Source organism: Burkholderia sp. WP9 (genome assembly GCF_900104795.1).
Lineage (GTDB): Bacteria > Pseudomonadota > Gammaproteobacteria > Burkholderiales > Burkholderiaceae > Paraburkholderia.
In genome coordinates this window covers 1,736,773-1,760,864 of the sequence record NZ_FNTG01000001.1, presented here as the reverse complement: position 1 = coordinate 1,760,864, position 24,092 = coordinate 1,736,773, and the positions used below count along the sequence as shown (strand labels likewise).

Below are 24,092 nucleotides of genomic sequence, written 5' to 3'. Positions count from 1 at the left end.
GGTTCGTCTTTGGGGAATCGGGGGCGTCGAACGTGTGTCAGTGTGCACCGAGTTCGGCGCACGCGGCGCGCCTTGCCCGGATGTTTTTTTCAGGCCGGCGCAGGGCTCAGGCCGCGAGCTCCAGCGCCTTTTCCAGGGTCTCCTTGCGCTTTTGCAGGTTGGCGAGCATGTCGAAGTCGGCGGGGAAGTCGTCCACCTTCACGACTTGCGCGCCATAACGCGCGTAATCGTCCAGCACGCGGCGCTCGTCGGCGTCGAGCAGGCCTTTTCTCTGTGCCGCTTCGGTCCATGCGGCCAGTTGCGGCAGGCTCTGCGGCATTGGTTCGAGCAGGCCTTGCTTGACCGCTTCACGCAGCTTCTGGTCGATCTGCGTGAAGCGCGGGTTCAGCTCGAACACCAGCTCGCCGTAACCGAGCGCGTCGACATCCGGATGCGGCACGTACGAATCGGACACCAGACGGTTGCGCGCGGCGCCAGGTGTCTGCATGAGTTCCGCGATTTCGCTGCCGAGGCGGTCGGACGGTTCGCGGTGGGGCAACCCGAACGGGAACGCGAGCACGCGCACGAGGCCGGCGGCGAGACGGTTCGGATAGTTGGCGAGCACGCCGTCGAGCGCATGTTGCGCCTTGTACAGCGAATCCTCCACGCCCCAGCGAACCAGCGGCAGGTCTTCTTCCTGACGGCCTTCGTCTTCGAAACGCTTGAGCGTGGCCGAGATCAGATAGAGCTGCGAGAGCACGTCGCCCAGACGCGCGGAGATGCGCTCACGGCGTTTCAGGTCGCCGCCGAGCACGAACATGGAGACATCGGCGAGCAGCGCGAACGCGGTGGACAGGCGCGTGGCCGCACGATAGTAAGCATGCAGCGGTGCATACGCCGTGCGCGGTTTGACGATGAACGCGCCACCCGTCACGCCGTACACGAAACTGCGCACCACGTTGGACAGCGTGAAGCTGACGTGGCCGAAGAACGCCGCGTCGAAATCGCGCAGCGCGCGGGCGCGATCCGTTTCGCGCGTGGCGGCCATTTCCTTCAGAACATACGGATGGCAGCGGATCGCGCCCTGGCCGAAGATGATGAGGCAGCGCGTGAGAATGTTCGCGCCTTCCACGGTGATCGCGATCGGCACCTGCTGATAGGCGCGCGCGAGAAAGTTCGACGGCCCCATGCAGATGCCCTTGCCGGCGGCGATATCCATGCCGTCGTTGATGACCATGCGGGCGCGCTCGGTGATGTGATATTTGGCGATCGCCGAAATCACCGAGGGCTTTTCGCCGAGATCCACCGCATGCGCCGACAGGCGGCGCGCGGCGTCCATCACGTACAGGTTGCCGCCCATGCGGCCGAGCGCTTCCTGCACGCCCTCGAACTTGCCGACGGCGGTGCGGAACTGGCGACGAACCGCGGCGTAGGCGCCGGTGCCGCGCACGGCGATTTTCGCCATCCCCACATTCGAAGACGGCAGCGAAATCGCCCGGCCCGCGGCCAGACATTCCATCAGCATGCGCCAGCCGTTGCCGACCTGGGCGCGCCCGCCGATCACCCAGTCGAGCGGAATGAAGACGTCCTTGCCCGAGTTCGGGCCGTTCTGGAACACGGCGTTGAGCGGCCAGTGACGGCGGCCGATGTTCACGCCCGGATGGTCGGTCGGAATCAGCGCGCAGGTGATGCCGGGTTCGTTGTCCGTGCCGAGCAGATGGTCGGGATCGAGCGCGCGAAACGCGAGGCCGAGCACGGTGGCGATCGGTCCGAGCGTGATGTAGCGCTTGTCCCACGTCACGCGAAAACCGAGCGTCTCGCGGCCCTCGAACGTGCCTTTGCACACGATGCCGACGTCCGGAATCGCCGCCGCGTCGGAACCCGCGTATGGGCTCGTCAACGCGAAGCAGGGGATTTCCTCGCCGCGTGCGAGGCGCGGCAAATAGTGGTTTTTCTGCTCGTCGGTGCCGTAGTGCATCAGTAACTCGGCCGGGCCGAGCGAGTTCGGCACCATCACCGAAACGGCGGCGGCCGAGCAGCGCGTGGCGAGCTTCATGATGACCTGCGAATGCGCGTAGGCGGAGAACTGCTTGCCGCCGTACTGCTTCGGAATGATCATGCCGAGAAAGCCGCGCTCCTTGATGAACTGCCAGGTGGTCGGCGACAGGTCCTGCCAGACCATGGTGGTTTCCCAATCGTTCGCGAGATCGCACAACTGCTCGCATTCGACGTCGAGGAACGACTGCTCTTCCGCTGTCAGCGTGGCGGGACCGTAGCCGAGCAGCTTGTCCCAGTGCGGGCGTCCCGAGAACAGTTCCGCGTCCCACCAGACCGTGCCGGCTTCGATCGCATCACGCTCGGTCGGCGACATCTCCGGCAGGATCTTGCGGAAGATGTCGAGCACCGGTTTCGCGAGCCACGCGCGGCGCAGCGGCTTGAGCGCGAGTACGAGAGCAGGCAGGACGAATACGATGGCGAGCAGCGTCGTGGCCAGCGGTCCCGCCGCGCCGCTCACATGCGCGGCCGCGACCCAGACGATCATGAAGGCAAGCCACCAGACGGCGCGTGCCTGAACGTAGACGAGCGCGAAAGCGGCGATGACGAGCACTAGGATGAACCACGGCATGACGTTTCCTCCTGTTTCGATGGTGCGTGCGAACGCATCCACGGGGCGCGGATGGTGCGCGTTCTAATGATTTTGTTTCCGGCGAGCGGGATGCTTTGTCGCGCGTCCGGGTGTTGCCTGCGTTTCGCTTTCCTGTCGAGCCTGCTTCGTTGGCGTGTCGCGTTTGTAGTTCGACAGCGCGGCGACGCTTAGGTGCGGGACTTAGACGTTCTGCTCAGGTTGCTGGTCAGGTCGTTGCTCAGGTATGCAGCGTTCATGATGTCCGGTCGCCTTCCTGCTGAGTGTGTATCGGGAACGTGTTGCTTCTCTGATGCTGACCGGCTGTGTAGGGATTGCCGGTCGAGGATTCTTTCGATGCTGCGGCGTGCTTAACGTTGCGTGGGTTGCTTGCATGGTGCGGCGGCGATCCGGTTATTGCCTTGCATGGGCGCTCCGTGCGGACGGCTCACGACAGTGCCGTCCGCGCCGGTTCAACGCTATGCCGTGCCGTGCAACGCCTGCTGAAACGCCCCCGCTTCCATAGTGCCGCCATGCCGTTCGCCTTCCGATACGGACGGAAAGGGCGACGCCGACGCCGATTCGCCCGACTCGCGTGCCGCGCTCGTCGCGCTCGCCGCGCTTTCCGTGCCGTCTCCAGTCGCGCATTCCGAGCCGCCTTCAGTCGCGTCGCCCAGCACCGCGGCGAACACGGCCAGTTGCGAGCCGTCGGGCAGCGGTGCCTTGAGCGCGGCCACCATCAGCGAGGCGAGACGTGCGATGAGCTGCAGATCGTTCATCGACTTGCCTTGCGAAAACTCGGAAAGCAGACTGTCCGTGTCGGTGCCGGCCAGCACGCCCGAGAGCGCGCCGATCGCAAAGTGAAGGCGCCAGCCGAGTTCCTCGCGCGGCAGATGCGGCAGCGCGCGTTGGAACGCATCAAAAAAGCGCACCGCCACGGAAGCGTAATGCCCGTTCAGAAAGTCGCGAATGAACGACGACGGGTCGGTATAAGCGCGGCCGAGCAAACGCAGAAACGCCTTGCCACCCACGCGCGGATCACGTGACAGGCGCAGCGCCGGAATGAACATCGCGCCGAGCACATGCTCGCAGGTCAGGCGCTCGCCGAGCATGGCGTCGAAGCGGTCGAGCAGCTTGAGCCGCTCCTGATTGAGACGGTCGAGACGGCGTGACAGCATCGAGTGGATCAGCGACTCCTTGCTGCCGAAGTGATAGTTCACTGCCGCGAGATTCACTTCGGCGCGCGAAGTGATCTGGCGCAGCGACATGGCCTCATAGCCGCATTCGATGAAAAGCGTTTCGGCGGCGTCGAGGATGCGGGACTTCGTATCGCCGGCATGCCGGCCTGTTGTGCGAACTGCCATGTTGCGTCTCCCAGTTGCCGGGCATCCGGCCCGCAAACAAGCGATTCAAATGTTGATTTGAAACAGCCGTTTTTTTCAGGATAAGAAGGAATGGTGCGTGCGAGCAAGGGGTCGGTGTCGACTAACTCCTCTAGAAGACCTGACGAAGGTCGAGCTTTCCCTGCGCGCAGTGCGTCAAACCGCGCGGAAATAAAAAAGGCCGTTCCGATGAAAATCGGAACGGCCTCGTATTGCTTTGCTACCTGTGTTTGGCCCTGCTTCTGTTTGCTGACGCGTGCTTTGCGTCGCGGCGGTTCGAGCCGCCTTCGCAGGCTATTGTGCCTGATAACGCGCCAGCAAAATAGCTGTTTAGTTCGAACGCTTAAAGCTGTGCCGCCACCTGTTTGGCGGACTGCGTCATGTCGATGCCGCGGCGCTCGCGGCTGAACGGGATCAGCGCGGCGATCACCACCGCCACGATGCCGATCACGACCGCCATGATGAGCGCGTAGTTGTTGCCGTGCGCTTCAGCAGCGCTCGCCTGCAACGGGCCGTTGACCGACGCGATCAGATTGCCGAGCTGATACACGAGACCGGGGAACGTCGCGCGGATTTCGTCGGGCGAGATTTCGTTCAGGTGTACCGGAATTACACCCCAAGCGCCCTGCACCGAGATCTGCATCAGGAACGCGCCGAGCGCGAGCAGCACCGGCGTGCTCGAGAAGGCCCACAGCGGCAGCACCGGCAACGCGATCAACGCGGCGATGAAGATCGCGCGTTTGCGGCCGATCTTCTCGGACAACGAACCGAAGAACAGGCCGCCGCAAATCGCGCCGATATTCAGCGTGATCGTGATCCACGAGACCGTATGCGCGTCGAACTGATGCTGCACGCGCAGGAAGGTCGGATACAGATCTTGCGAGCCGTGCGAGAAGAAGTTGAACGCGGTCATCAGAACGATCGCGTACAGCGACAACTTGATGTTCTGCCTGAGCGTGGCGACGAGACCCGGTCGCGCTTTCTTTTCGAGCGTCTTGAAGGCGGGCGATTCCGGCACATGAGCGCGTACGTACAGCACGAGCAACGCCGGCAGCACGCCGACGAAAAACATGCCGCGCCAGCCGATGTATTGATAGAACACGCCGAACACGACCGAGGCGAGCAGATAACCGCTCGGATAACCGGCTTGCAGCAGACCCGAGACGATGCCGCGCGATTTCGGCGGCACGGTTTCCATGGTCAATGCGCCACCGACGCCCCATTCGCCGCCCATCGCGATACCGAACAGCGCGCGCAGCACGAGCAGGGTGGCCAGATTCGGCGAAAAGCCGGAGAGCAATTCCAGTAGCGAGAAGCACGCGATGTTGACCATCAGCGTGGGACGGCGGCCGTACTTGTCGGCGAGCCAGCCGAAAATCAACGCGCCGAGCGGACGCATCATCAAGGTCAACATAATGCCGAAGGCGACTTCGGGGATTTTTGTATTGAACTCCGCCGCGATATCTTTCAATACGAACACCATTAGAAAGAAATCGAATGCGTCGAGTGTCCAGCCCAGATAGGCGGCGATCGTGACGTTTCTCTGTTCCCGTGTCCAGCTCATTGATTGTTCTCCTGAGTCCCCGATATCCCGTGATCGGCCACGGGCGGCTGTGCAGCCCCGTACGCCCCCGTGGCATAGGCTTCGAGCGAGTGTACGCCGACTGTTAAACGCTTGCATGAATGAACGCGCGTTTATCGGTATTAATCCCTGGAGCCAATTTCACGCGGAATGGCGGTACATGTTTATGCGTCGGGTAAATGTAATTATTGTATTAATGGTGTGTGCAATAGAATGCGTAATCTGTAATGTTTTTCGGCTGTCATTGCGGTAATCCGGTCAGTTTGACTTAAGGTAATCCGCTTGCAGGTAGAGGTGACACTCCTGGAATTACGGTTGGCGACGGCGCGCACCGGCGGGTATAACAGCGGCTCGCGCGGCATTCGCGCCGCGCATACAAGGGAGACTAACCAATGACGATTCCGCATATATGCCTGCTCATCGTGGCGCTGCTGCCATTCCCGTGGACCATGCTGGCGAAGGTCAGCAAACGCTACGACAATCGCACGCCGCGCGCTTATCTTGCGAACCTCGAAGGCTGGCGAGCGCGAGCTCATGCGGCGCATCAGAATGCGTGGGAGGCATTGGCGATGTTTACCGCCGCGATCGTTGTAGCCGGACAGGCAGGCGGATCGAGCACGTGGATCAACTGGCTGGCGATCACCTTCGTGGTCACACGGGTGCTGCACGGCGTGCTGTATGTGGCTAACCTGGCGTCGCTCAGGTCGCTGGTCTGGTTCGTCGGTGTCGCGTGCGTGGTGTCGATGTTCTTTGTGTCGGTTCGCTAGGCAAGCGTTAAGGCGCCGCGGCTTTTGCGCGGCGGGTTGGTCCTGATATATGCATCCAGTGAATCAGTCGAGCTGAAAAATCAATTTGATTCATGTTGCGTCGCGGAATAACATGGTTGGCATTCCACTTATTTCGCTGCAGCCCACGCGCCATGTCATTCAAATCAATCGCTTCCGAGTCTGTACGCCGCGAACGGAGTCCATTTGCCGTAGTCGCCGCCGTCACGCTGCTCACGGGTCTCGGCGCCGGTCTCGGCGGCATGCTGCTCGCGTTGCTGCTGCATGGCATTCAGCATCTCGCTTACGGCTACAGCGTGACGCACGTGATCAGCGCGGAGAGTTTTCTGCAGGGCGTAAGCGGCGCCTCGCCTGAACGCCGGATGCTCGTGCTGACGGTTTGCGGACTCGTGGCCGGGCTCGGCTGGTGGGCGCTGTACCGGTTCGGCCGGCCGCTCGTGAGCATTCGCCAGGCCGTCAAGTCCGACGATCCGCAGATGCCTGTAGCAAGCACGACGGTCCATGCCGTGCTCCAGATCGTCACCGTCGCGCTGGGCTCGCCGCTCGGCCGTGAAGTGGCGCCACGTGAAATCGGCTCGGCGCTGGCCGGCTGGCTGTCGCGGCGGGCGGGGCTGTCGGTCGCGCAGAGCCGGATCATGGTGGCGTGCGGCGCGGGCGCCGGGCTGGCCGCTGTCTATAACGTGCCGCTTGGCGGCGCGGTGTTCGTGCTCGAAGTGTTGCTGGGCAGCTTCGGCTGGCCCGTTCTGGTGCCGGCCATCGTGGCTTCGTCGGTGGCCGCGCTGGTCGCTCAGGTGGGCCTCGGCAACGAGCATCAATACCTCGTGCCTTCGCTGACGCTGAGTTCGTCGCTCGTGGTGTGGTCCGTGGTGTACGGTCCGATTTTCGGCGCGGCGGCGTGGAGCTTCGCGGAACTGATGCAACGCTCGCGTGCGGCCGCGCCGAAGAATTGGCGCCTGCCGGTTTTGTCGCTGCTGAACTTTGCGATGATCGGCGTGCTGGCAATGCATTTCCCGCAGTTGCTCGGCAATGGCAAGGGCCCCGCGGGACTGGCATTCGATGGTGGCCTGACCGTGAGTCTTGCCGCGATGCTGCTGGTGCTGAAGGTGGTGATCACCGCGAGCAGTCTGCGGGCAGGCGCGGAGGGTGGCTTGCTCACGCCGGGGCTTGCGAACGGTGCGTTGCTGGCGATCGTGCTCGGCGGATTGTGGAGCGTCGTGTGGCCGGGGGCGTCGCTGGGCGCATTCGCGGTGGTCGGCGCGACGGCATTTCTCGCCGCCTCGATGCAAATGCCGATCACGGCCGTGGTGCTGATGTTCGAATTCACCCGCGTGAGCCAGGATTTTCTGATTCCCGTTCTGTTCGCCGTGGGCGGCGCACTGCTGGGGTTTCGCGCGTGTGCGAAGTGGGTGCCGGCGTTGCAGTCGAGCTTTGGCTTGAACTGGAGCGGGGCAGGTAAAGCGCGATGAGGATTCAGCCTTTGGCCGGGTGGCATGTTGAATGTCACTCTGCCGCAGGCGAAGTTGGGCAGGCATCAAGAAGCGTCGCCAGAAACAAAAAACCCCGCGAAGCGCAAAGGCTCAACGGGGTGTTTCGTTTCACTTGAAGAGGGGTGGTGCCCAGGAGAGGACTCGAACCTCCACGGTGTTGCCACCGCTAGGACCTGAACCTAGTGCGTCTACCAATTCCGCCACCTGGGCACGTCTTCAAGCTAGACCGCTATTTTAGCGTGATGATGCAGCGTGTCAATCCCTACATGCAAACTAACTTCGCTTCACTCAACCGCCCGGATAAGTCGTGCAGCGAAGCGATACTTCACCGCTCAACAACCGTCCTGCAGACTACCTCCAACTACCTCTTAACCACGCAATCCACTCCGATCAACCGGAAGCGGATCACCAGGTCTCACACAAAAAGTAAAGCCGCTCGTAAGCGGCTTTACTTTTGAATCTGGTGCCCAAGAGAGGACTCGAACCTCCACAGTGTTGCCACCGCTAGGACCTGAACCTAGTGCGTCTACCAATTTCGCCACCTGGGCAGGTGATGAACAGCAAAGAACGCCATTATAGCGACAGATTAGGGCCTGTCAAGCGTTTCTCAAAACTTGCTTAAACATGGCGACGACGTGCCTGCAAGCGCTTCACAGCAACTGCCCAACGACTATTGTTGGGGCCGCTTGGCGCGCAATACGGGTGTTAGAATGCCTCGCAGTAGTTCGTTGGCACGGTGCACACGCCCGTCGGACTCAGCCTTGAACGAGCCGGACCCGAGCAGTCTTTTCTGTGCATTTGCAGGTGCAATTCAAGCGCGGTTCAAGCGCAACCGAAGCGCACCGTCATCGCTTCCTAGACCGAGCCACATCGCCGACCGACGTCCATGCAACGAGAAAAAATCATCGATAAGCCCTTGAGCAAATTTCCGTATCCGATTCCAAGCCGCGAAGAAATCCTGGGCGTCCTGCGCACGAGTGAAGCGCCGCTTGCCGCGAACGACATCGCCGAAGCGCTGTCGATCAAGCGCCAGGAGCGCGAAGGATTTTTCAAGCGCTTAGGCGCGATGGAGCGCGACGGCCAGATCCGGCTCGATCAGCGCAATCTCTATCAACTGACTCATCCGTCGAACTTCGTTGCGGGCCGCGTGCAAGGCCATCGCGACGGCTACGGTTTTCTGATTCGCGACGACGGTCAGGACGATCTGTTCCTGCCCACCGGCGAAATGCAGAAGGTCATGCACAACGACCGCGTGCTCGCGCGCATCGTCGGCTATGACCGGCGCGGCCGGCCGGAAGGGCACATCGTCGAGGTCACGGACCGCGCCAACAAGCGCGTGATCGGCCGCCTGCTCAACGAGAACGGCGCGCTGATCGTCGCGCCTGAAGACAAGCGCATCGGCCACGACATTCTGATCACGCAGAACACCAAGAAGGCCAAGGTCGGCCAGGTGGTGGTGGTCGAGTTGACCGATTTCCCGAGCCGTCATTCGCAGCCGCTCGGCCGCGTGGTGGAAGTGCTCGGCGATATCGACGACCCCGGCATGGAAATCGAAATCGCGGTGCGCAAATACGGCGTGCCGCACGAATTCAGCCAGGCCGCGCTCGACGAAGCCTCGCGCTTGCCCGACGAAGTGCGTCCGGTCGACGCGCGTCATCGCATCGATCTGCGCGACGTGCCGCTCGTCACGATCGACGGCGAAGACGCCCGCGACTTCGACGATGCCGTGTACTGCGAGCCGGTTCAGGTGGGCCGTGGCGAGGGCTTCCGGCTGATCGTTGCAATCGCGGACGTCTCGCACTACGTGCACCCGAAGAGCGGGCTCGACGCCGACGCGATCGAGCGCAGCACCTCGGTGTATTTCCCGCGCCGCGTGATCCCCATGCTGCCGGAGAAACTGTCGAACGGCTTGTGCTCGCTGAATCCGAACGTCGACCGTTGTGTGCTGGTGTGCGACATGATCGTCACCGCGCGCGGCGAAGTGAAGGCGTATCAGTTCTATCCCGGCGTGATGCACTCGGCGGCGCGGCTCACCTATACGGAAGTCGCCGCGGTCCTGAAGAACACCAAGGGTCCGGAGGCCGCGCGCCGCGCCGCGCTGCTGCCGCAACTGCAGAATCTGTACGGCGTGTACAAGTCGCTGTTCGCCGCGCGCCAGAAACGCGGCGCGATCGACTTCGATACGACCGAGACGTACATCGTCTGCAATGCGCAGGGCAAGATCGAACAGATCATTCCGCGCACCCGCAACGACGCGCACAAGCTGATCGAGGAGTGCATGCTGGCCGCGAACGTCTGCGCGGCCGACTTCCTCAAGCGCAACAAGCATCCGGGGCTGTTCCGCGTACACGCCGGACCGACCGCGGAAAAGCTCGAGAATCTGCGCACCTTCCTGCGCGGCATGGGCCTCACGCTCAACGGTGGAGAGACGCCGCACGCAAGCGATTACGCCGCGCTGATGGCGCAGATCCGCGAGCGGCCCGACGCGCAGATGCTGCAAACCATGCTGCTGCGCTCCATGCAGCAGGCGGTCTACAGCCCGGACAACATCGGCCACTTCGGTCTCGCGTACGAGGCGTATGCGCACTTCACGAGCCCGATTCGCCGTTATCCCGATCTGCTCACGCACCGCGCGATCTACGCGATCCTGCAGGGCCGCAAATATCAGCCGGAGCCACCGCAAGGCGTCGAGCTGAATACGGCGCTCTCGCCGCGCGCTCGCGCCATGCAGCAGGCTGACGACGAAAAACGCGGCCGCGTGCGCGGCAACAACGTGGCGATCTGGGAAGAACTCGGTCTGCATTGCTCGGCCAACGAGCGCCGCGCCGACGAAGCCTCGCGCGACGTCGAAGCGTGGCTGAAGTGCTACTTCATGCGCGACAAGCTCGGTGAAGAGTATGGCGGCATGGTGAATGGCGTCACGTCGTTCGGCATTTTCGTGCAGCTCGACTCGCTGTTTATTGAAGGCCTCGTGCACGTCACGGAACTCGGCTCGGACTACTTCCAGTACGACGAGATCAAGAACGAGTTGCGCGGCGAGCGCACCGGCATTCGTTATCGTCTGTCGGATCGTGTCCGGGTGCAGGTGAGCCGCGTGGATCTCGACGCACGCAAGATCGACTTCCGGCTCGTGCGCGACACGCCGATCAAGCCGCCTTTGGTGCGCGGGCCGGCGGCCGACAAGTCATCCGGTGAAAACGGCGGTGCACGCGTGCGTGCGTTGCCGCCGGCGGAAGGTGGCACGGCCGCGCCGGGCGCGCGCCGCAAGAAGCCTGCGCCCGCGCAAACCGCAGCGGTGAAGGAAGCACGCGCGGCGCGCGGCGCGGCTAAGAAGCATGGCGCCGCGACCAAATCGGCGTCGAAACCGCAGGCACGCAAGAAGCGCTGAAGTCGCCTGACTGCTTGAACCGCGCGCATCGGGCACGTAGCAACGTGCCGGTTGCGCGCGGTCTGCATTTCATCGCAGCCTGCCGTCCGAACGCGGCTTACGAACGCGGCAAGCAGGCGCGGTAAACGGATTCGCACAGGTTCATATTCATCACAGCAGCGCACGTAGCGCGCGCTCAATCAAAGGTTGTATCAGTTATGGCACGTCTCAAGGTTCTATACGGTTTCCACGCAGTGACGGCGCGTATCCGGCACGATGCGTCGACGGTCGAAGATGTCTACTACGACGCGACGCGCAAAGACCGTCGCATGACCGAATTCCTGCACGCGGCGAAAGAAGCCGGCGTGCGCCTGATCGCCGCCGACGAAACGCGTCTGTGGGGCCTCGCGCACACGGAGCGTCACCAGGGCGTGGTCGCGCGCGCGGGCGACATGCCGCTCGCGCAGAATCTGGCTGAGTTGCTCGACGGCATCAACGGTTCGCCGCTGATTCTCGTGCTCGACGGCGTGACCGATCCGCACAACCTCGGCGCGTGTCTGCGTGTTGCCGACGCCGCCGGCGCGCACGCGGTGATCGCACCGCGCGACCGCGCGGTCGGTTTGAACGCGACGGCCGCGAAGGTGGCGAGCGGCGCGGCCGACACCGTGCCATACATCACGGTGACGAATCTGGCGCGCGCGCTGCGTGAGTTGAAGGACGCGGGGGTGTGGGTCGTCGGCACGGCCGGCGAGGCCACCAAGAGCCTCTACGACACGGAACTGGACGGTCCGGTGGCCCTCGTGATGGGCGCCGAAGGCGAGGGCATGCGCCGCCTCACGCGCGACACCTGCGACGTGGTCATGCAGATCCCGATGGCGGGCACGGTCGAAAGCCTGAATGTGTCGGTGGCAAGCGGGGTTTGTCTGTTCGAAGCGGTGCGTCAGCGGTCGGTGAAGAAGTAACGCCGATAAAACAAGAGCTTGCGCAAGTTCAAGCAGCCGCTTTCCGGGCAGTAGCGATTGAAGTGGTCTGCAACTGTCCGGCGAGTGAGTGGCAAATGCAAGCCGGGTTACGACGCGCGTGTGCTGGCTCGAGTGCCGCAAACACGCGCGGTTTCGTCAGTGCTTCGTTTTCCCGGCCGCCCTGTCCCGTTCGATTACGACGCAACTTTTTCAACGGCCTTTACCAGCGTGAATCCGGCCCTGTCCAGGCGGTAATAGTACACACCGGCGCCTGCCTCATTCCGGCTTCCGTGGACGATGATCAGGCTGCTGTCGCGTTTGAACTCGATCGGTTCGCTTATATCGCTGTCCCAGCAACACACGGTAAAGGGAAGCCACACCACCTTTCCTGTCTTCGCATCAATTGCGACCGTCTGAATGCAGGACGCGCCGCATCCCCAACTGGCGAGCGTATAGTGCCCCGCAAAATTCGGACGCTGGCCACTTAACTCGCGTAGTCGAGCGGCGAATTTTCTATCTCGGGAAGAGATAATTCTGACTTTCGACGGTTTGCCATTAAATAGGTCTGTGGCTGGAAAATCGTTAAATTGGGGCGCCGCTTCATCAGCGTAGGACTGCCCGATAGAGAAAGCCAACAACGCAAGAAACGCAAAAAATAGCTTTTTCATTTTCAATACCAGTGATGTTTTTCCCAGAACTTCCTGGCCATCTGCGCCGTGTGATATCGGCCGAAGATGTAGTGAATTCCGCCCTGGCGCTCTTCGATGGCGTTGCCGAACGATTTTTCACCGTTTGGATTCAAGCTGTACTGCGGGCGTAGCAGTTGAAGCAGGCCTCGCGCGGTTGAATCAGTATTGCGTGCATTGACAACGCCGTCCGACTCCTGCGCCATGATCCAAAGGAGATCGCTAAAATCCGTCAGTGGCACCCCCTCTAGCGACATAGCCGACCGTAGGGCATTTTGCGACGAAACTGGCAAAGTTGTCGGGTCTTTCGCTACCCAACCTTTTTTCTTGTGTTTTGTCTCGCGATGATTTTGTGCATGCTGCTCATGCGGTCGACTTGCCATATCCACTCGGTTCCACCGGCTGGACGCAATGCGGCAGCCCCCGCCGAAGAAGTATTCCCGACGGGCGCTCGCGCGCCACTCCGGTAAACTAGCGTTTTTTACTGCTCGCCTGCCTCTCCCATGACTCAAGACGAACTCAAGCAACTGGTCGGCCAGGCCGCCGCCGACTACGTGAACGCCAACGTGCCCGAAGGCTCGGTGATCGGCGTCGGCACCGGCTCGACCGCGAACTGTTTCATCGACGCGCTGGCCGCCGACAAGACGCGCTATCGCGGCGCGGTGTCGAGTTCGCTCGCCACCACCGCGCGGCTGCAATCGCACGGCTTCAAGGTGCTCGACCTCAACGAAATCGATTCGCTGCCGGTGTATGTGGACGGCGCCGACGAGATCGACCACAGCGGCGCGATGATCAAGGGCGGCGGCGGCGCGCTGACGCGCGAGAAGATCGTCGCGTCGGTGTCGGACGTGTTCGTGTGCATCGCGGACGCGAGCAAGCTGGTCGAGACGCTCGGCAATTTCCCGCTGCCGATCGAAGTGGTGCCGATGGCGCGTACCGCGATCGGCCGCCGCGTCACGGCGCTTGGCGGCGTGCCCGTGGTGCGCGTCACGAAAGAAGGCGTGCCGTTCATTACCGACAACGGCAATGAAATCATCGACGTCAAGGGTTTGCGCATCAGCGACCCGCGCACGCTGGAAACCCATATCAACGCATGGCCGGGCGTGGTGACGGTGGGCCTGTTCGCCACCCGTGGCGCGGATTTGTGCATGCTCGGCACGGATACCGGCGTCGAGACGATTCAGTACAGCAAGGGTTGAGCAACGCTGCCTGAGCACCGCGTGAGCGCCGCGCGCGAGCCTGGGTCAAGCGGCTCGCGTCGGCGTCGGGCATGGAGTTCGCAACCACAAGCGTTAGCGTGCGGCTTGCCTGATTTCTTGCGTCATCCGCTGCAAATACTGCTCCACTGAAAATTCCGTTTGTGCATCGGTCAGCGCCTGTTGTGCAAGGCGCTGCGCCAAGGCCGGATCGGCGCGCAACGCGCCGATCGCGTCAGCCAACGCGGTGGCGTCGCCCGGTTTCACCAGCCAGCCATTGCGCCCGTGCCGCACGATCTCGGTCACGCCCCCGGCCGCCGAGGCGATCACCGGGCGTCCCGCCGCCATCCCTTCGACGACCACCCGCCCGAACGGCTCGGGTTCGGTGGATGTGTGCAGGATCACGTCCATCGCTTTCATCCACGCGGGCACGTCGTCCTGAAAGCCCGCAAAGTGCACGCGATCCGTCACGCCGAGCGCCGCGGCCTGCTCGCGCAGGCGCTGCGCGTAGGCTTCCTCGCCGAACAGCGGTGCGCCCACCAGCACGAGATGCGCGTCCGGCAGGCGCGCGAGCGCGTCGAGCGCGATATGCTGGCCTTTCCACGGTGCGAGGCGGCCGAACAGGCCCGCTATCCATGCCTCTTCCGGCAGGCCGAGACGCCGCCGCAATGCGGCCATGTCGCTGCCGTTCACCCGGCTGAACGCGGCGGCGTCGATGCCGTTGTAGACGACCGGCGCCGAGCCGGCCGCGATACCAGTCAACGCCGCGAGCGAGCGCGCCGACGCCTGCGAATTCACCACCACGTGATCGACCGCGATCCGCACGAGCCATTTGACGACACTCAACTGTACGCGCCCGAAATGCTCGCGCGTGAGAATGTCGTGCTGATACCAGATCACCGGTTTGCGATGCAGCGGTTTGCCGAGCGCGCCGAGCACCAGCGCTTTTTGCGTGTTGAGAAACAGCACGTCGAACTGTCGTGCGCGCGTTGCGATCGCACGCACCTGACGCAGGATGCCGGGCACGACGCGCAGACAGCTCAACACGGACGCTTGCCGCTCGACGTTCGAAACCCGCGCGTCGTTGATCACCTGGACGCGCACGCCGAGTGTTTCGAGGCGCGCGCGAAACGGACCATCGGAAAGCAGCACGACTTCGCTGCGCGCAGCGCAATGGTGCGCCAGTTGCAGCAGCGCGAATTCAGCGCCGCCGAGCTGGCCGCTCTGATCGACGAACAGCACGCGCGGTATCGCGGGCGTTGCGCCAATTGCCGTCGGCGAGGCAGGTGCAGATGCAGATGCGGACGCAGGTGCGGACGCGCCAGCAGGATCGATCAGCGCGGGCTGAACCCGCGGCAAGGAATGCGCAAGCGGGGAGCGTGGAGCAAGAGGGGCGAGAGGCGTGGCGTCGATGGTCGGGCGCATAGGAAGGCGAAGTAATGGAACGCGCAGGTTCGCAATAGGCGAATGGCGATGCTTGATTATTCGTCTACAGTCGCGCGCCGAATGTGGGCACGCGCACGCACAGCTAACGATGCGCCACATACACTCGTTACCAGGCCCAAGAGGCATTAATTAAAAAACGGGGTGATCATGAAAGTGGCGATCGTGCACGACTGGCTGGTCGCGCCGGGCGGGGCGGAGAAGGTGCTTGAGCAGATCATCGAGTGCTTTCCCGACGCGGATCTTTTCAGTCTTGTCGATTTCCTTAAAGACCGTAGACCTTTGGGCGGCAAGCCCGTGACGACTTCATTCATTCAGCATTTGCCGTTCGCACGACGCCACTATCGCACCTATTTGCCGCTGATGCCGCTTGCCGTCGAACAATTCGATCTGTCCGGCTACGATCTGATCATTACGAGTTCCTATGCGGTCGCCAAGGGCGTGCTGGTCGGCCCGGATCAGACGCATGTGAGCTACGTGCATTCACCGATGCGCTACGCGTGGGATCTGCAGCATCAGTACCTACGCGAAGCGAATCTGACGCATGGACTGAAGTCGTGGGCCGCGCGCGCGCTGCTCCATTACCTGCGCGGCTGGGATTCGCACTCGGCCAACGGCGTGGACCGTTTGATCGCCAACTCGCAGTTCGTGGCGCGCCGCATGATGAAGACTTATCGGCGCGATGCGGCCGTGATTCCACCGCCCGTCGACGTACACGAATTCGAGCTGTGCACGCGCAAGGAAGACTTTTATCTGACCGCTTCACGGATGGTGCCTTACAAGCGCATCGATCTGATTGTCGAGACGTTCAACGCCACGCCGCACCGCAAGCTGATCGTGATCGGCGACGGGCCGGAGATGGCGGCGATTCGCGCCAAGGCGCGTTCGAATGTGACGATCCTCGGCTATCAGCCGTTCGAGGTCCTGAAGGATCATCTGCAACGCGCGCGAGCCTTTGTATTCGCCGCGGAAGAGGATTTCGGCATCGTCGCGCTCGAAGCGCAGGCCTGCGGCACGCCGGTCATTGCATTCGGCAAAGGCGGCGCGCTCGAAACCGTGGTGCCGATCGGCGAGGCGCATCCCACCGGCGTGTATTTCGCGCGCCAGACCGTGGTGTCGATGCTCGACGCGATCGCCCGCTTCGAGCGTCAGTGCGAGCAGATCACGCCGGCGGCGTGCCGCGCGAACGCGGAGCGTTTTTCGGCGGCGGTTTTCCGGCGCGCGTTCATGGCGGAAGTGACGCGCACGATCGCGGCGGCGGGGCTGCGCCATCGCGTCGGGATGGTCGAGCGGGCCGAACCCGATCTGGCCACCCAGGAGATCCGGTGGCCCGCCGAACCGGCGCCGAAAAGCAGTTGGGGCCGCTGACGGGCTCGAACGTGAGCTTGTCAGCTGGGGCCGGTATGGGTTGGGGGAACGGCCCGGAGAAGCGCCGGGCTGTCTCTTTATTCGCATATTGCGAACTTCGCGGTATGCGAATAAAATGCTGTTCGTGGTACCACAGTGAGCTGTAAATAGCCGTTCGGACTATGCCGTCCGGCCGGCTATCGGTGTCGATTCGCTCCGTTTAGCCTTGCAGGTGAAGCGCGCATGTTCAGCGCGCGAAAACGTGCGAGGAAATCCGATGCGGGTCATTTCAAAGAAAGCGTTGCTGGACTTCATAAAGAGACATCCGGGCGCGCGCAGTGCGCTATTGACGTGGTATTCACTGGCGCAGGCATGCCTCGCGTATGGCTATAACGACCTGAAGCAGACGTTCGCCCGCGTGGACTACGTGCCGCCTCAATACACCGTTTTCGATGTAGGCGGCAACCGGTTCCGGATCGTTGCGGCGATTCACTACAACAGGCAGTCGTTATTCGTTCGTCATGTCATGACGCATGCGGAGTACGACCATTGGACGAGGAAGAATCTAAACTCATGAATGCCGATCGCCTTCCGGGAGCCTTTCCCGACATCGCTCAAACCTGGGCGGCACTGCGAACCCAGTTGCCGATCACACCCATTCGTAACGAGCAGGACTACCAGACCATGGTGCGGCTCGCCAACTCGCTTGCCGATCATCTGAATGGCAACGAGGAAGATCCGCTGTCCGATCTGTTCGCGATCATGACCGATCTGATCGAAAACTGGGAAGCGCACAACGTGACGATTCCCAAAGCGGAGCCGCGCGAGGTGTTGCGTCATTTGCTGGAAACGCATGGCTTGAGGCAGAAGGACCTGATAGGTATCGCGTCGCCTACCGTGGTGAGCGATATCCTCGCGGGCCGCCGCGCCATCAGCAAGAAGGTGGCCAAGGCGCTGGCCGTGCGTTTTCATACCGACGTCAGCGCGTTCCTGTAAACGCCGCGCAGCGTCGGCGTCGTGCTGTGCGCTGTGCCGGCCGGCAAGCTTTTTCTCGTCCATTCACCTCAGCCTGTCCACGTCGCACCGGCGGCATTGTTAACCGCCGGTGTCGGTGCTCGGCGCATTGGCGCTGTTCCTGTTTTGATCACGCGAAGCATGCGAAGCACCTTCGCGTAAGAAGCGCGTGCGCGCCCGCATCCTCGATCCACACGCAAGGATAGGCACACGCGAGCAGCGCGTTCTGAGCTCGCGCGTCGTCTTGGTCTGAATACCCCGTGCAAATACAAAAGGGCTGCGCCTTCATGCGGCGCAGCCCTTTCTTTGTCCAGCGCCCAACCCTCAACGCGCTTCAGCTCGGCGCATGAATGTCAGGCGGGTCACCGGCAGAGTAGGTGTACGCATAGGCATAGTCGTACGTGCCGTTGCGATTGTGACTCTTGAGCGGCACGGCATTCATCACGCCGCCCACCACCCGCGCACGCGCGCGCCGCAGTTTCTTCAGCGCATCGGCCACGTGGCCCTCGGTGTGCGCGCCCGAGCGCATCACCAGCACCGTGGACCCGGCGATGTGGGCGACCACCGCGGCGTCGGCCACCGCCAGCAGCGGCGGCGTATCCACAATGACCAGATCGAACTCCTGCTCGAAGCGCGCGAGAATTTCGCTGAAACGCGGCGAGGTCAGAATCTCCGACGGATTCGGCGGATAAGCGCCCGACCCGATGAAGTGCAGGCCATCCACGCCGGTCGCGCGCGCCACGGCTTCCAGATCCGCCTGGCCGGTCAGCAGTTCGGTCAGGCCGCCGTTAGGCGAGCGGCCAAGATAGTGGGCGAGCCGGCCGCGTCGCAGATCAGCGTCGATCAGCAACACGCGCTTGCCCGATTCCGCCATCAGCGCGGCGAGGTTCGCGCACAGGAAGCTCTTGCCGTCCGAGGGCGCCGGGCTCGTGATCGCGACGATCCGGTTGGGCGCGTCGAGCAGGCCGAATTGCAGCGTGGCGCGCAGCCCGCGCAAGCCTTCCACCGTCGTGTCGTACGGATGCGTCTTGACCAGCAGCGGCCGTATCGGCGTCTTGCCCGAACCGATGACGGTCTGCGTGCCCACCGCCACCTGGGCTTGACTGTCGGCCGCCGAACGCGAGCGCAGCAGGCGCATGACGCCGGACGGCTCGTGCGCGACCGCGCGTACTTCGGTCGGCGTGGAGCGTGGTCCGGGCAGGGCGGCGCGGCGCATCGCGCTCAATTGCCGGTCGCTGCGCGCCTGTTCCGGACTGAAGGCGATCGAGCCGAAAATCGGCAGATGAAAGCGCCGTTCGACGAACTCGGGGTCGGACACGCCGGTAAAGAACGTACGGCGGCAGAACGCGAACAGAATCCCGCCGATCACGCCGAGCACCGTGCCGGCCGAAATGATCAGCGCCGACTTCGGCCGCACCGGCTGGGACGGCAGCAAAGCTTCGTCGATGATATGCACGTTGCCGATCGTGCCGGCGCGCGAAATCGAAAGCTCCTGTGTTTTGTTCAGCAGCGTCACATAGATTTCTCCGGCCACTTTCGCGTCGCGCTGCAAGGCGATGGCGTTGCGCTCGGAACTCGGCAAGGAGGCGAAGTGATCCTCGAAGTTTTTCTTCTCGCGCGTCATCGCGGCGATTTGCGCGTCGACCTGCTGCACCTCCTGGGACGCTTCGGTGAAACGCTGCAACAGTTGCGCGCGCTGAATGCGCAACGTGCCGAGCTGCTTGTCGTAGTCGAGGCCACCGGCGAGGTACACACCGGCTTCCTGAGTGGGCTGGAACGAAAACGAGCCGACTTTCGACTGATACTCCGACAACGCGGTTTCCGTCCGCTTCACTTCTTCGCGCAGGCGCGGCAATTCGCCGTTCAGGAAGGTCAGCATGCGGCTCGCTTCTTCCTGCGCGCGTTCGGTGCGTTGCTTCAGATACGAGTGGGCCACCGCATTGGCGATGTCGGTGATCGCGTGCGGGTCGGTGCCCGTGTACGACAGTTGCACGACGCCGGTGTCGCGGCCTTTCTCCGTGACCTGCAAACCGGCGGCCAAGCCGGTGACCGCGTCGAGCTGGTTGTAGCGCGTCACGTAGAACTCGGTGCCCGGACGCGCCACCAGCGTCTTCACGAACAGCGTGACGCCGCCGCCTTCGGCTTCCTGGCCGGCGACGCCGGTGAGGATCTGTTGGCCGAGCGCATCGGTCAGTTCATAGCGGCCGTATTCGAGCACGCGCAGCGTGAGGCGCGCGCCTTCGAGCGACTTCGGCACGGCGATCGACTGGACCTCGAATTGCTCGCCGCCCCACGCATACGAATCCAGGCCGAACGCCGCGCCGAGCGGATGGCCCGGCCGCGCGAACAGCGCCGAGATCTTGCCGAGCACCGGCATGGTCTTTTCTGACGTGGTGAAGTTCAGCTTGAACTGTTCGACCACCGGCTCGACCACCGCGCGACTCTTGATGATTTCGATTTCCGCGTCGGTGCGCATCGGTCCGACCGACGGCGTGAGCGTCGGCGAATTCTGCGACTGCGTGCTGCCGTTGTTGTTGCTTTGCGCGTCGACCTGGAGCAGCGCGTCGGCGGAATAGATCGGCGTGGCGACCTTCGTGTAGAGCACGGCGGCGAGAATCACGCTCGCGGCAATGCCGATCACCCACCAGATCTGATCCATGACCATGCGCAAGAGGTCGCGCATCACGGCGTCTTCGTCGCTGCTGGACGCCGGTCCCGGTTCCAGCATGTCGTATGTACTCATAGTGATACCCCGTTGCGAGCGATTGTTCTGAACAACTGTGGTGTGTGGAAAAGCGATGCTGCCGAGAGCCCGACGGCCATCGTTCTGATAGTCATGTTGTGGTCCCCCCCGCGAGAAACCGGTGCGTCGATCAGTTGCGTCGATCAGTTGCGTTGAGCGTCAGCGCATCGCTTCCTGCCATGCCCCGCGCATTGCGCGTAGGCCGACTCGCCATTTGCGCAGCGCAAGCGCTACGCCTCCGCGCTCGAATGCCAGTGACAATGCGCGCAGAAACCCCGGGTCCGCGCGATCGCCGATCAGCGTCGAGTAAGCGACGAACGCCCATCGGCCAGGCGGCGTCAGGTATTCGCACATGATGAGTCGGAGATTGAACGACGCGTTATAGAACGCCGCGTCGTTGAAGGTGAAACGCTGGTCTTCGTCGCTGCGCTGCGCCGGGAAGTGCTCTACCAGGAGCGCCGGGTCGTAGATCAGTTTCCAGCCGCGCCGCTCTATGTCGAGACTGAAGGCCATCTCGCAGTGAACCTGTGCGCCGGTGCCGCGCAAGCGGCCGTCGAAGCGCAACGCGCCGATCGCCTCGCGGCGAAACGACATGTTCACGCCTTTGAGCACCTGCACTTCGCGCGCCTTGCCGTGGCCGATATGGTGATTGCCGATGGTCCGCCCATACCAGCGCACGAGGCCCACGCGCGGCTTCTGCCCCTGCAGGATGCCGTGGCGTTCATGCACGATGTCGCGCCCGCCCAGGCCGCCGAGCGTCGCATCGCGTTCGAAGGCGCGCGCGATCCGCGCGACCCAGTCGGAATGCGGCGCGGCGTCGTCGTCGGTGAAGCAGAGCACGTTGCCGCTCGCGCTCTCGATGCCGAGGTTGTATGCGGCGACCACGCCGGGCTTGCGCACCAGTACGACCGAGCGGCGCGGATCGGGCCGGTTGGCCTCGCGGGTGCGTAGCCAGTCAAGCGTGGCGTAATCGTCGTGACGGGCGATCACGATCACCTCGTCGGCGCGGCGCTCCTGCGTGTCGAGTGCCGCGAGGCAGCGCGCCAGGTCGGCGGTGCGCCGGTAGGTCGGCACGATCACGGAGACTTTCACGAACGGTTCCCGTATTGGCATGATCAGAATGCGTTGCGGCCGACAAAGCCCTTGAAGATCGTAATGAACACGATCTTCATGTCGAACCAGAACGACCAGTTATAGATGTAGAAGAGATCGAACTTGACGCGCGCTTCCATTTTTTCCACCTTGCTGGTGGCACCGCGATAGCCGTTGACCTGCGCCCAGCCGGTAATGCCGGGCTTGATCCGGTAGCGGTACATGTAGCCGTACACCTGATCCTTGTAGAGATCGTCGTGTTCGACCGCATGCGGACGCGGGCCGACCACCGACATCTGGCCGAGCAGCACGTTGAGAAACTGCGGCAGTTCGTCGAGGCTCGTGCGGCGCATGAAGCCACCGAGCTTCGTGATGCGCGCGTCGTTGCGCGAGGCCTGGGTGAGTTGGCCCTGCGCTTCGTGATGCACGGTCATCGAACGGAACTTGTAGATCGCGAACGGCTGACCGTCCACGCCTTTGCGAATCTGGCGAAAGAACACCGGCCCAGGCGAGCCGAGCTTGATGCCGATCGCGAGCACCACGAACACCGGCGCGAGCGCGAACAGCGCGGCTGCCGCGAACAGGCGGTCGAAGATCAGCTTGGGCCACATCTGCGGCGGCGAGAAGGGCGTCGCGCTCAGGTTGAGCGTCGGTAAACCGACGACATCGACCAGCGCGTGATTGAAAAGCGAGAGGCTGCGCACATCGGGAATGAAGCGCAGATTCACGAAGTCATGCCGGAACGTGCGCGTGAACCGGTAAATCGTGTGTTCTTCGGAAAGCGGCAACGCGAGCCACACTTCGTTGACGTGTTCTTCGCGCACCTTGGCGGCGAACGCGTTCAGATCGGTCAGTACCGGCAGACGGTGCGGACGCGCACCGTAGTTCCCGGCCGCTTCGAGGCTGGTGTCGAACAGGCAGACCGGTTTGAAGCCGGCTTGCGGTGCATGTTCGAGATGGGCGAGCAGCGTGCGTGCGAAGCCGGGTGCGCCGACTATCGCGACGGTGCGGTAATTCATCCCGCGGCTGCGCACGAAGCGTAATGCCACATGCACGAGGCACTTGGCCGCGATGATCAGCGCGCCGGAAATCAGCGTGGAGTAGCCGAACCACAAACGCGACACGGCATCCATACGATGCAGCGTGAACGCGAGGATCAGCGCGGTGGCGACCACCACTATCCATGCGGCGGCAACTCTTGCCAGCATGGAGGACAAAGGTTTGCCGCGCCAGGTTTCATAAACCCCGAAGCCGGGAAACAGCAGCAGAACCAGCACGCAGTTGAAGGCGATCAGAAGACGCTCGGTGTCCGACACCGCGCTCGGCGTCGAGAACCGCATCCAGTGAGCGAGCAGGCCCCCCGCAATCACGAAGAGTGCGTCGAGGAATCGCGCAGTATTCCTGAACATGTTTGACTCTACCCATTAGTCGGACGAACCAGCGCTTACTCGACAGTTTCAGCCTGGCGCAGACGGGGTAGAAGGCGGTCGAATTCGCGCTTGACGAGGCCATAGCATTCGCAGGCGCGTGCTTCGAGTCCTTTACGGTCGAGCACCTTGATGTGGCCGCGGCTATGGTGAATCAGGCCTTCGTCGTGCAACTTGCCGGCCGCTTCGGTAATGCCTTCGCGGCGCACGCCGAGCATGTCGGCGATCAGTTGCTGGGTCACGGTCAGATCATTCGACGCGACACGGTCCACCTCGATCAGCAACCAGCGGCACAGTTGCTTGTTCAGCGCGTGGTGGCGGTTGCAGGCGGCCGTTTGCGCGACTTGCGTGAGCAGCGCGTGCATATACAGCAGCATCAGGCGGCGCAGAAAGTCGGAGCGGGCGAATTGTTGCTTGAGCGCCTGTGCGCTCATCCGGTACGCGAAGCCGGCGCATTGAACCTGTACGCGATTCGGCATGGTCTCGCCACCCGTGAGCACCGGCACGCCCGTCATGCCTTCGCGGCCCACCGCGGCGATTTCGACCGAACTGCCGTCTTCCATCGTCGAGAGCATCGAGATGATCGCAGTGGTCGGGAAGTAGACGTGATGAATGCGTTGACCGGAGTCACACAGCAATTGCTCGGTGCGCAGGTGAACCAGTTCGAGATGAGGAGCCAGGGCCTGCCATTCGTGGGACGGCAATGCGCCGAGCAAATGGTTACCGTGCAAATCGGATTGAAGTGTCAACATGATCGGTCCTCGCGTGAAAGTCGCGCTCTGCGTGACTTTCTGTTTTTGATCCGATGCCTGCATCCCTTGTTAGACGACTTGCTGCCTGGCGAGCAGCGAAGGATGAACAGGACCGGCCCCGTATTGGCCTGATGCACGCCGCCGTTGTTGTCGATCTCATCTGCGGTGACGCTGTGTTGCGCTCTTCTATTAGCGAGGAGCGTGCCAGCGGTAGGAGAAACGAGG

Annotated in this window: 18 protein-coding genes and 2 tRNA genes; 8 read left to right on the top strand and 12 right to left on the bottom strand. The window is 62.8% G+C overall.

Translation table 11 applies throughout. From position 1 onward, the window contains the following. Positions 1-106 precede the first annotated feature (106 nt). The 3 genes from BLW71_RS07940 to BLW71_RS07930 form a co-directional block, all read right to left on the bottom strand. Positions 107-2,605: an acyl-CoA dehydrogenase gene (locus BLW71_RS07940; RefSeq protein ID WP_091794775.1), complete on the bottom strand. Its 2,499-nt coding sequence runs from the start codon at positions 2,603-2,605 to the stop codon at positions 107-109. A gap of 476 nt (positions 2,606-3,081) precedes the next feature. Further along, positions 3,082-3,966, bottom strand: a complete 885-nt coding sequence (locus BLW71_RS07935; RefSeq protein ID WP_091794772.1) for a TetR/AcrR family transcriptional regulator — start codon at positions 3,964-3,966, stop codon at positions 3,082-3,084. A 361-nt stretch (positions 3,967-4,327) separates the two neighbouring features. Continuing rightward, positions 4,328-5,548 (bottom strand): MFS transporter, encoded by a 1,221-nt coding sequence (locus tag BLW71_RS07930; protein ID WP_091794769.1) that lies wholly within the window; start codon positions 5,546-5,548, stop codon positions 4,328-4,330. A 410-nt stretch (positions 5,549-5,958) separates the two neighbouring features. Here BLW71_RS07930 and BLW71_RS07925 point away from each other — a divergent pair, with 410 nt between their 5' ends. Continuing rightward, a complete protein-coding gene (locus tag BLW71_RS07925; RefSeq protein ID WP_091794766.1) occupies positions 5,959-6,333 on the top strand; it encodes an MAPEG family protein in 375 nt (124 codons plus the stop codon). Between the two features lie 152 nt (positions 6,334-6,485). After that, entirely contained in the window at positions 6,486-7,817 is a 1,332-nt protein-coding gene (locus BLW71_RS07920) for a chloride channel protein (protein ID WP_091794763.1), read from the top strand. Between the two features lie 144 nt (positions 7,818-7,961). On the opposite strand, the gene BLW71_RS07915 is transcribed toward BLW71_RS07920, so the two are convergent. After that, a tRNA-Leu gene (locus BLW71_RS07915) sits at positions 7,962-8,048 on the bottom strand. 251 nt (positions 8,049-8,299) lie between these two features. Then, positions 8,300-8,386: transfer RNA gene (locus BLW71_RS07910), tRNA-Leu, on the bottom strand. A 338-nt stretch (positions 8,387-8,724) separates the two neighbouring features. Between BLW71_RS07910 and rnr the strand changes: the two genes are divergently transcribed. Both rnr and rlmB read left to right on the top strand, forming a co-directional pair. Continuing rightward, positions 8,725-11,226, top strand: coding sequence for a ribonuclease R (gene rnr / locus BLW71_RS07905; RefSeq protein WP_091794760.1), 2,502 nt, complete (start codon positions 8,725-8,727; stop codon positions 11,224-11,226). A 197-nt stretch (positions 11,227-11,423) separates the two neighbouring features. Beyond that, complete coding sequence (gene rlmB, locus BLW71_RS07900; protein WP_011488090.1) at positions 11,424-12,167, top strand: 23S rRNA (guanosine(2251)-2'-O)-methyltransferase RlmB; 744 nt, start codon at positions 11,424-11,426, stop codon at positions 12,165-12,167. Positions 12,168-12,361: 194 nt separating this feature from the next. Here the strand turns inward: rlmB and BLW71_RS07895 are convergent, their stop codons facing one another. Next, positions 12,362-12,835, bottom strand: coding sequence for a hypothetical protein (locus BLW71_RS07895; RefSeq protein WP_091794757.1), 474 nt, complete (start codon positions 12,833-12,835; stop codon positions 12,362-12,364). 2 nt (positions 12,836-12,837) lie between these two features. Continuing rightward, the gene (locus BLW71_RS07890) at positions 12,838-13,236 is read right to left on the bottom strand and encodes an aggregation-promoting factor C-terminal-like domain-containing protein (RefSeq protein WP_286161946.1); all 399 of its coding nucleotides are present in this window, start codon (positions 13,234-13,236) and stop codon (positions 12,838-12,840) included. A gap of 120 nt (positions 13,237-13,356) precedes the next feature. Between BLW71_RS07890 and rpiA the strand changes: the two genes are divergently transcribed. Then, positions 13,357-14,052: a ribose-5-phosphate isomerase RpiA gene (gene rpiA, locus BLW71_RS07885; RefSeq protein ID WP_091794751.1), complete on the top strand. Its 696-nt coding sequence runs from the start codon at positions 13,357-13,359 to the stop codon at positions 14,050-14,052. Between the two features lie 93 nt (positions 14,053-14,145). On the opposite strand, the gene BLW71_RS07880 is transcribed toward rpiA, so the two are convergent. Next, on the bottom strand, positions 14,146-15,474 hold the full coding sequence (locus tag BLW71_RS07880) for a glycosyltransferase family 4 protein (RefSeq protein ID WP_091794748.1): 1,329 nt from the start codon (positions 15,472-15,474) through the stop codon (positions 14,146-14,148). Between the two features lie 168 nt (positions 15,475-15,642). Here BLW71_RS07880 and BLW71_RS07875 point away from each other — a divergent pair, with 168 nt between their 5' ends. From BLW71_RS07875 to BLW71_RS07865, 3 genes are all read left to right on the top strand, one after another. Next, on the top strand, positions 15,643-16,860 hold the full coding sequence (locus BLW71_RS07875) for a glycosyltransferase family 4 protein (protein WP_091794745.1): 1,218 nt from the start codon (positions 15,643-15,645) through the stop codon (positions 16,858-16,860). A gap of 256 nt (positions 16,861-17,116) precedes the next feature. Then, positions 17,117-17,416: a type II toxin-antitoxin system HigB family toxin gene (locus BLW71_RS07870; protein WP_091794742.1), complete on the top strand. Its 300-nt coding sequence runs from the start codon at positions 17,117-17,119 to the stop codon at positions 17,414-17,416. Further along, positions 17,413-17,835, top strand: a complete 423-nt coding sequence (locus tag BLW71_RS07865) for a helix-turn-helix domain-containing protein (protein ID WP_091794739.1) — start codon at positions 17,413-17,415, stop codon at positions 17,833-17,835. Before BLW71_RS07870 ends, BLW71_RS07865 begins: the two co-directional genes overlap by 4 nt. Positions 17,836-18,187: 352 nt before the next feature. On the opposite strand, the gene BLW71_RS07860 is transcribed toward BLW71_RS07865, so the two are convergent. From BLW71_RS07860 to BLW71_RS07845, 4 genes are all read right to left on the bottom strand, one after another. Beyond that, a complete protein-coding gene (locus BLW71_RS07860) occupies positions 18,188-20,596 on the bottom strand; it encodes a polysaccharide biosynthesis tyrosine autokinase (protein ID WP_091794737.1) in 2,409 nt (802 codons plus the stop codon). A 159-nt stretch (positions 20,597-20,755) separates the two neighbouring features. Continuing rightward, complete coding sequence (locus BLW71_RS07855) at positions 20,756-21,709, bottom strand: glycosyltransferase family 2 protein (RefSeq protein ID WP_091794734.1); 954 nt, start codon at positions 21,707-21,709, stop codon at positions 20,756-20,758. A gap of 2 nt (positions 21,710-21,711) precedes the next feature. Continuing rightward, a complete protein-coding gene (locus BLW71_RS07850) occupies positions 21,712-23,097 on the bottom strand; it encodes an undecaprenyl-phosphate glucose phosphotransferase (RefSeq protein ID WP_091794731.1) in 1,386 nt (461 codons plus the stop codon). A gap of 35 nt (positions 23,098-23,132) precedes the next feature. After that, positions 23,133-23,867, bottom strand: a complete 735-nt coding sequence (locus tag BLW71_RS07845) for a Crp/Fnr family transcriptional regulator (protein WP_006048767.1) — start codon at positions 23,865-23,867, stop codon at positions 23,133-23,135. Positions 23,868-24,092 lie beyond the last annotated feature (225 nt).

Coding starts and splice junctions, on each gene's coding strand:
- BLW71_RS07870 (WP_091794742.1), top strand. CDS start 17,117: ATGCGGGTCATTTCAAAGAAAGCGTTGCTGGACTTCATAAAGAGACAT.
- BLW71_RS07855 (WP_091794734.1), bottom strand. CDS start 21,709: ATGCCAATACGGGAACCGTTCGTGAAAGTCTCCGTGATCGTGCCGACC.
- BLW71_RS07925 (WP_091794766.1), top strand. CDS start 5,959: ATGACGATTCCGCATATATGCCTGCTCATCGTGGCGCTGCTGCCATTC.
- BLW71_RS07865 (WP_091794739.1), top strand. CDS start 17,413: ATGAATGCCGATCGCCTTCCGGGAGCCTTTCCCGACATCGCTCAAACC.
- rlmB (WP_011488090.1), top strand. CDS start 11,424: ATGGCACGTCTCAAGGTTCTATACGGTTTCCACGCAGTGACGGCGCGT.
- BLW71_RS07920 (WP_091794763.1), top strand. CDS start 6,486: ATGTCATTCAAATCAATCGCTTCCGAGTCTGTACGCCGCGAACGGAGT.
- rnr (WP_091794760.1), top strand. CDS start 8,725: ATGCAACGAGAAAAAATCATCGATAAGCCCTTGAGCAAATTTCCGTAT.
- BLW71_RS07845 (WP_006048767.1), bottom strand. CDS start 23,867: ATGTTGACACTTCAATCCGATTTGCACGGTAACCATTTGCTCGGCGCA.
- BLW71_RS07860 (WP_091794737.1), bottom strand. CDS start 20,596: ATGAGTACATACGACATGCTGGAACCGGGACCGGCGTCCAGCAGCGAC.
- BLW71_RS07850 (WP_091794731.1), bottom strand. CDS start 23,097: ATGTTCAGGAATACTGCGCGATTCCTCGACGCACTCTTCGTGATTGCG.
- BLW71_RS07895 (WP_091794757.1), bottom strand. CDS start 12,835: ATGAAAAAGCTATTTTTTGCGTTTCTTGCGTTGTTGGCTTTCTCTATC.
- BLW71_RS07935 (WP_091794772.1), bottom strand. CDS start 3,966: ATGGCAGTTCGCACAACAGGCCGGCATGCCGGCGATACGAAGTCCCGC.
- BLW71_RS07930 (WP_091794769.1), bottom strand. CDS start 5,548: ATGAGCTGGACACGGGAACAGAGAAACGTCACGATCGCCGCCTATCTG.
- BLW71_RS07890 (WP_286161946.1), bottom strand. CDS start 13,236: ATGGCAAGTCGACCGCATGAGCAGCATGCACAAAATCATCGCGAGACA.
- BLW71_RS07875 (WP_091794745.1), top strand. CDS start 15,643: ATGAAAGTGGCGATCGTGCACGACTGGCTGGTCGCGCCGGGCGGGGCG.
- rpiA (WP_091794751.1), top strand. CDS start 13,357: ATGACTCAAGACGAACTCAAGCAACTGGTCGGCCAGGCCGCCGCCGAC.
- BLW71_RS07940 (WP_091794775.1), bottom strand. CDS start 2,605: ATGCCGTGGTTCATCCTAGTGCTCGTCATCGCCGCTTTCGCGCTCGTC.
- BLW71_RS07880 (WP_091794748.1), bottom strand. CDS start 15,474: ATGCGCCCGACCATCGACGCCACGCCTCTCGCCCCTCTTGCTCCACGC.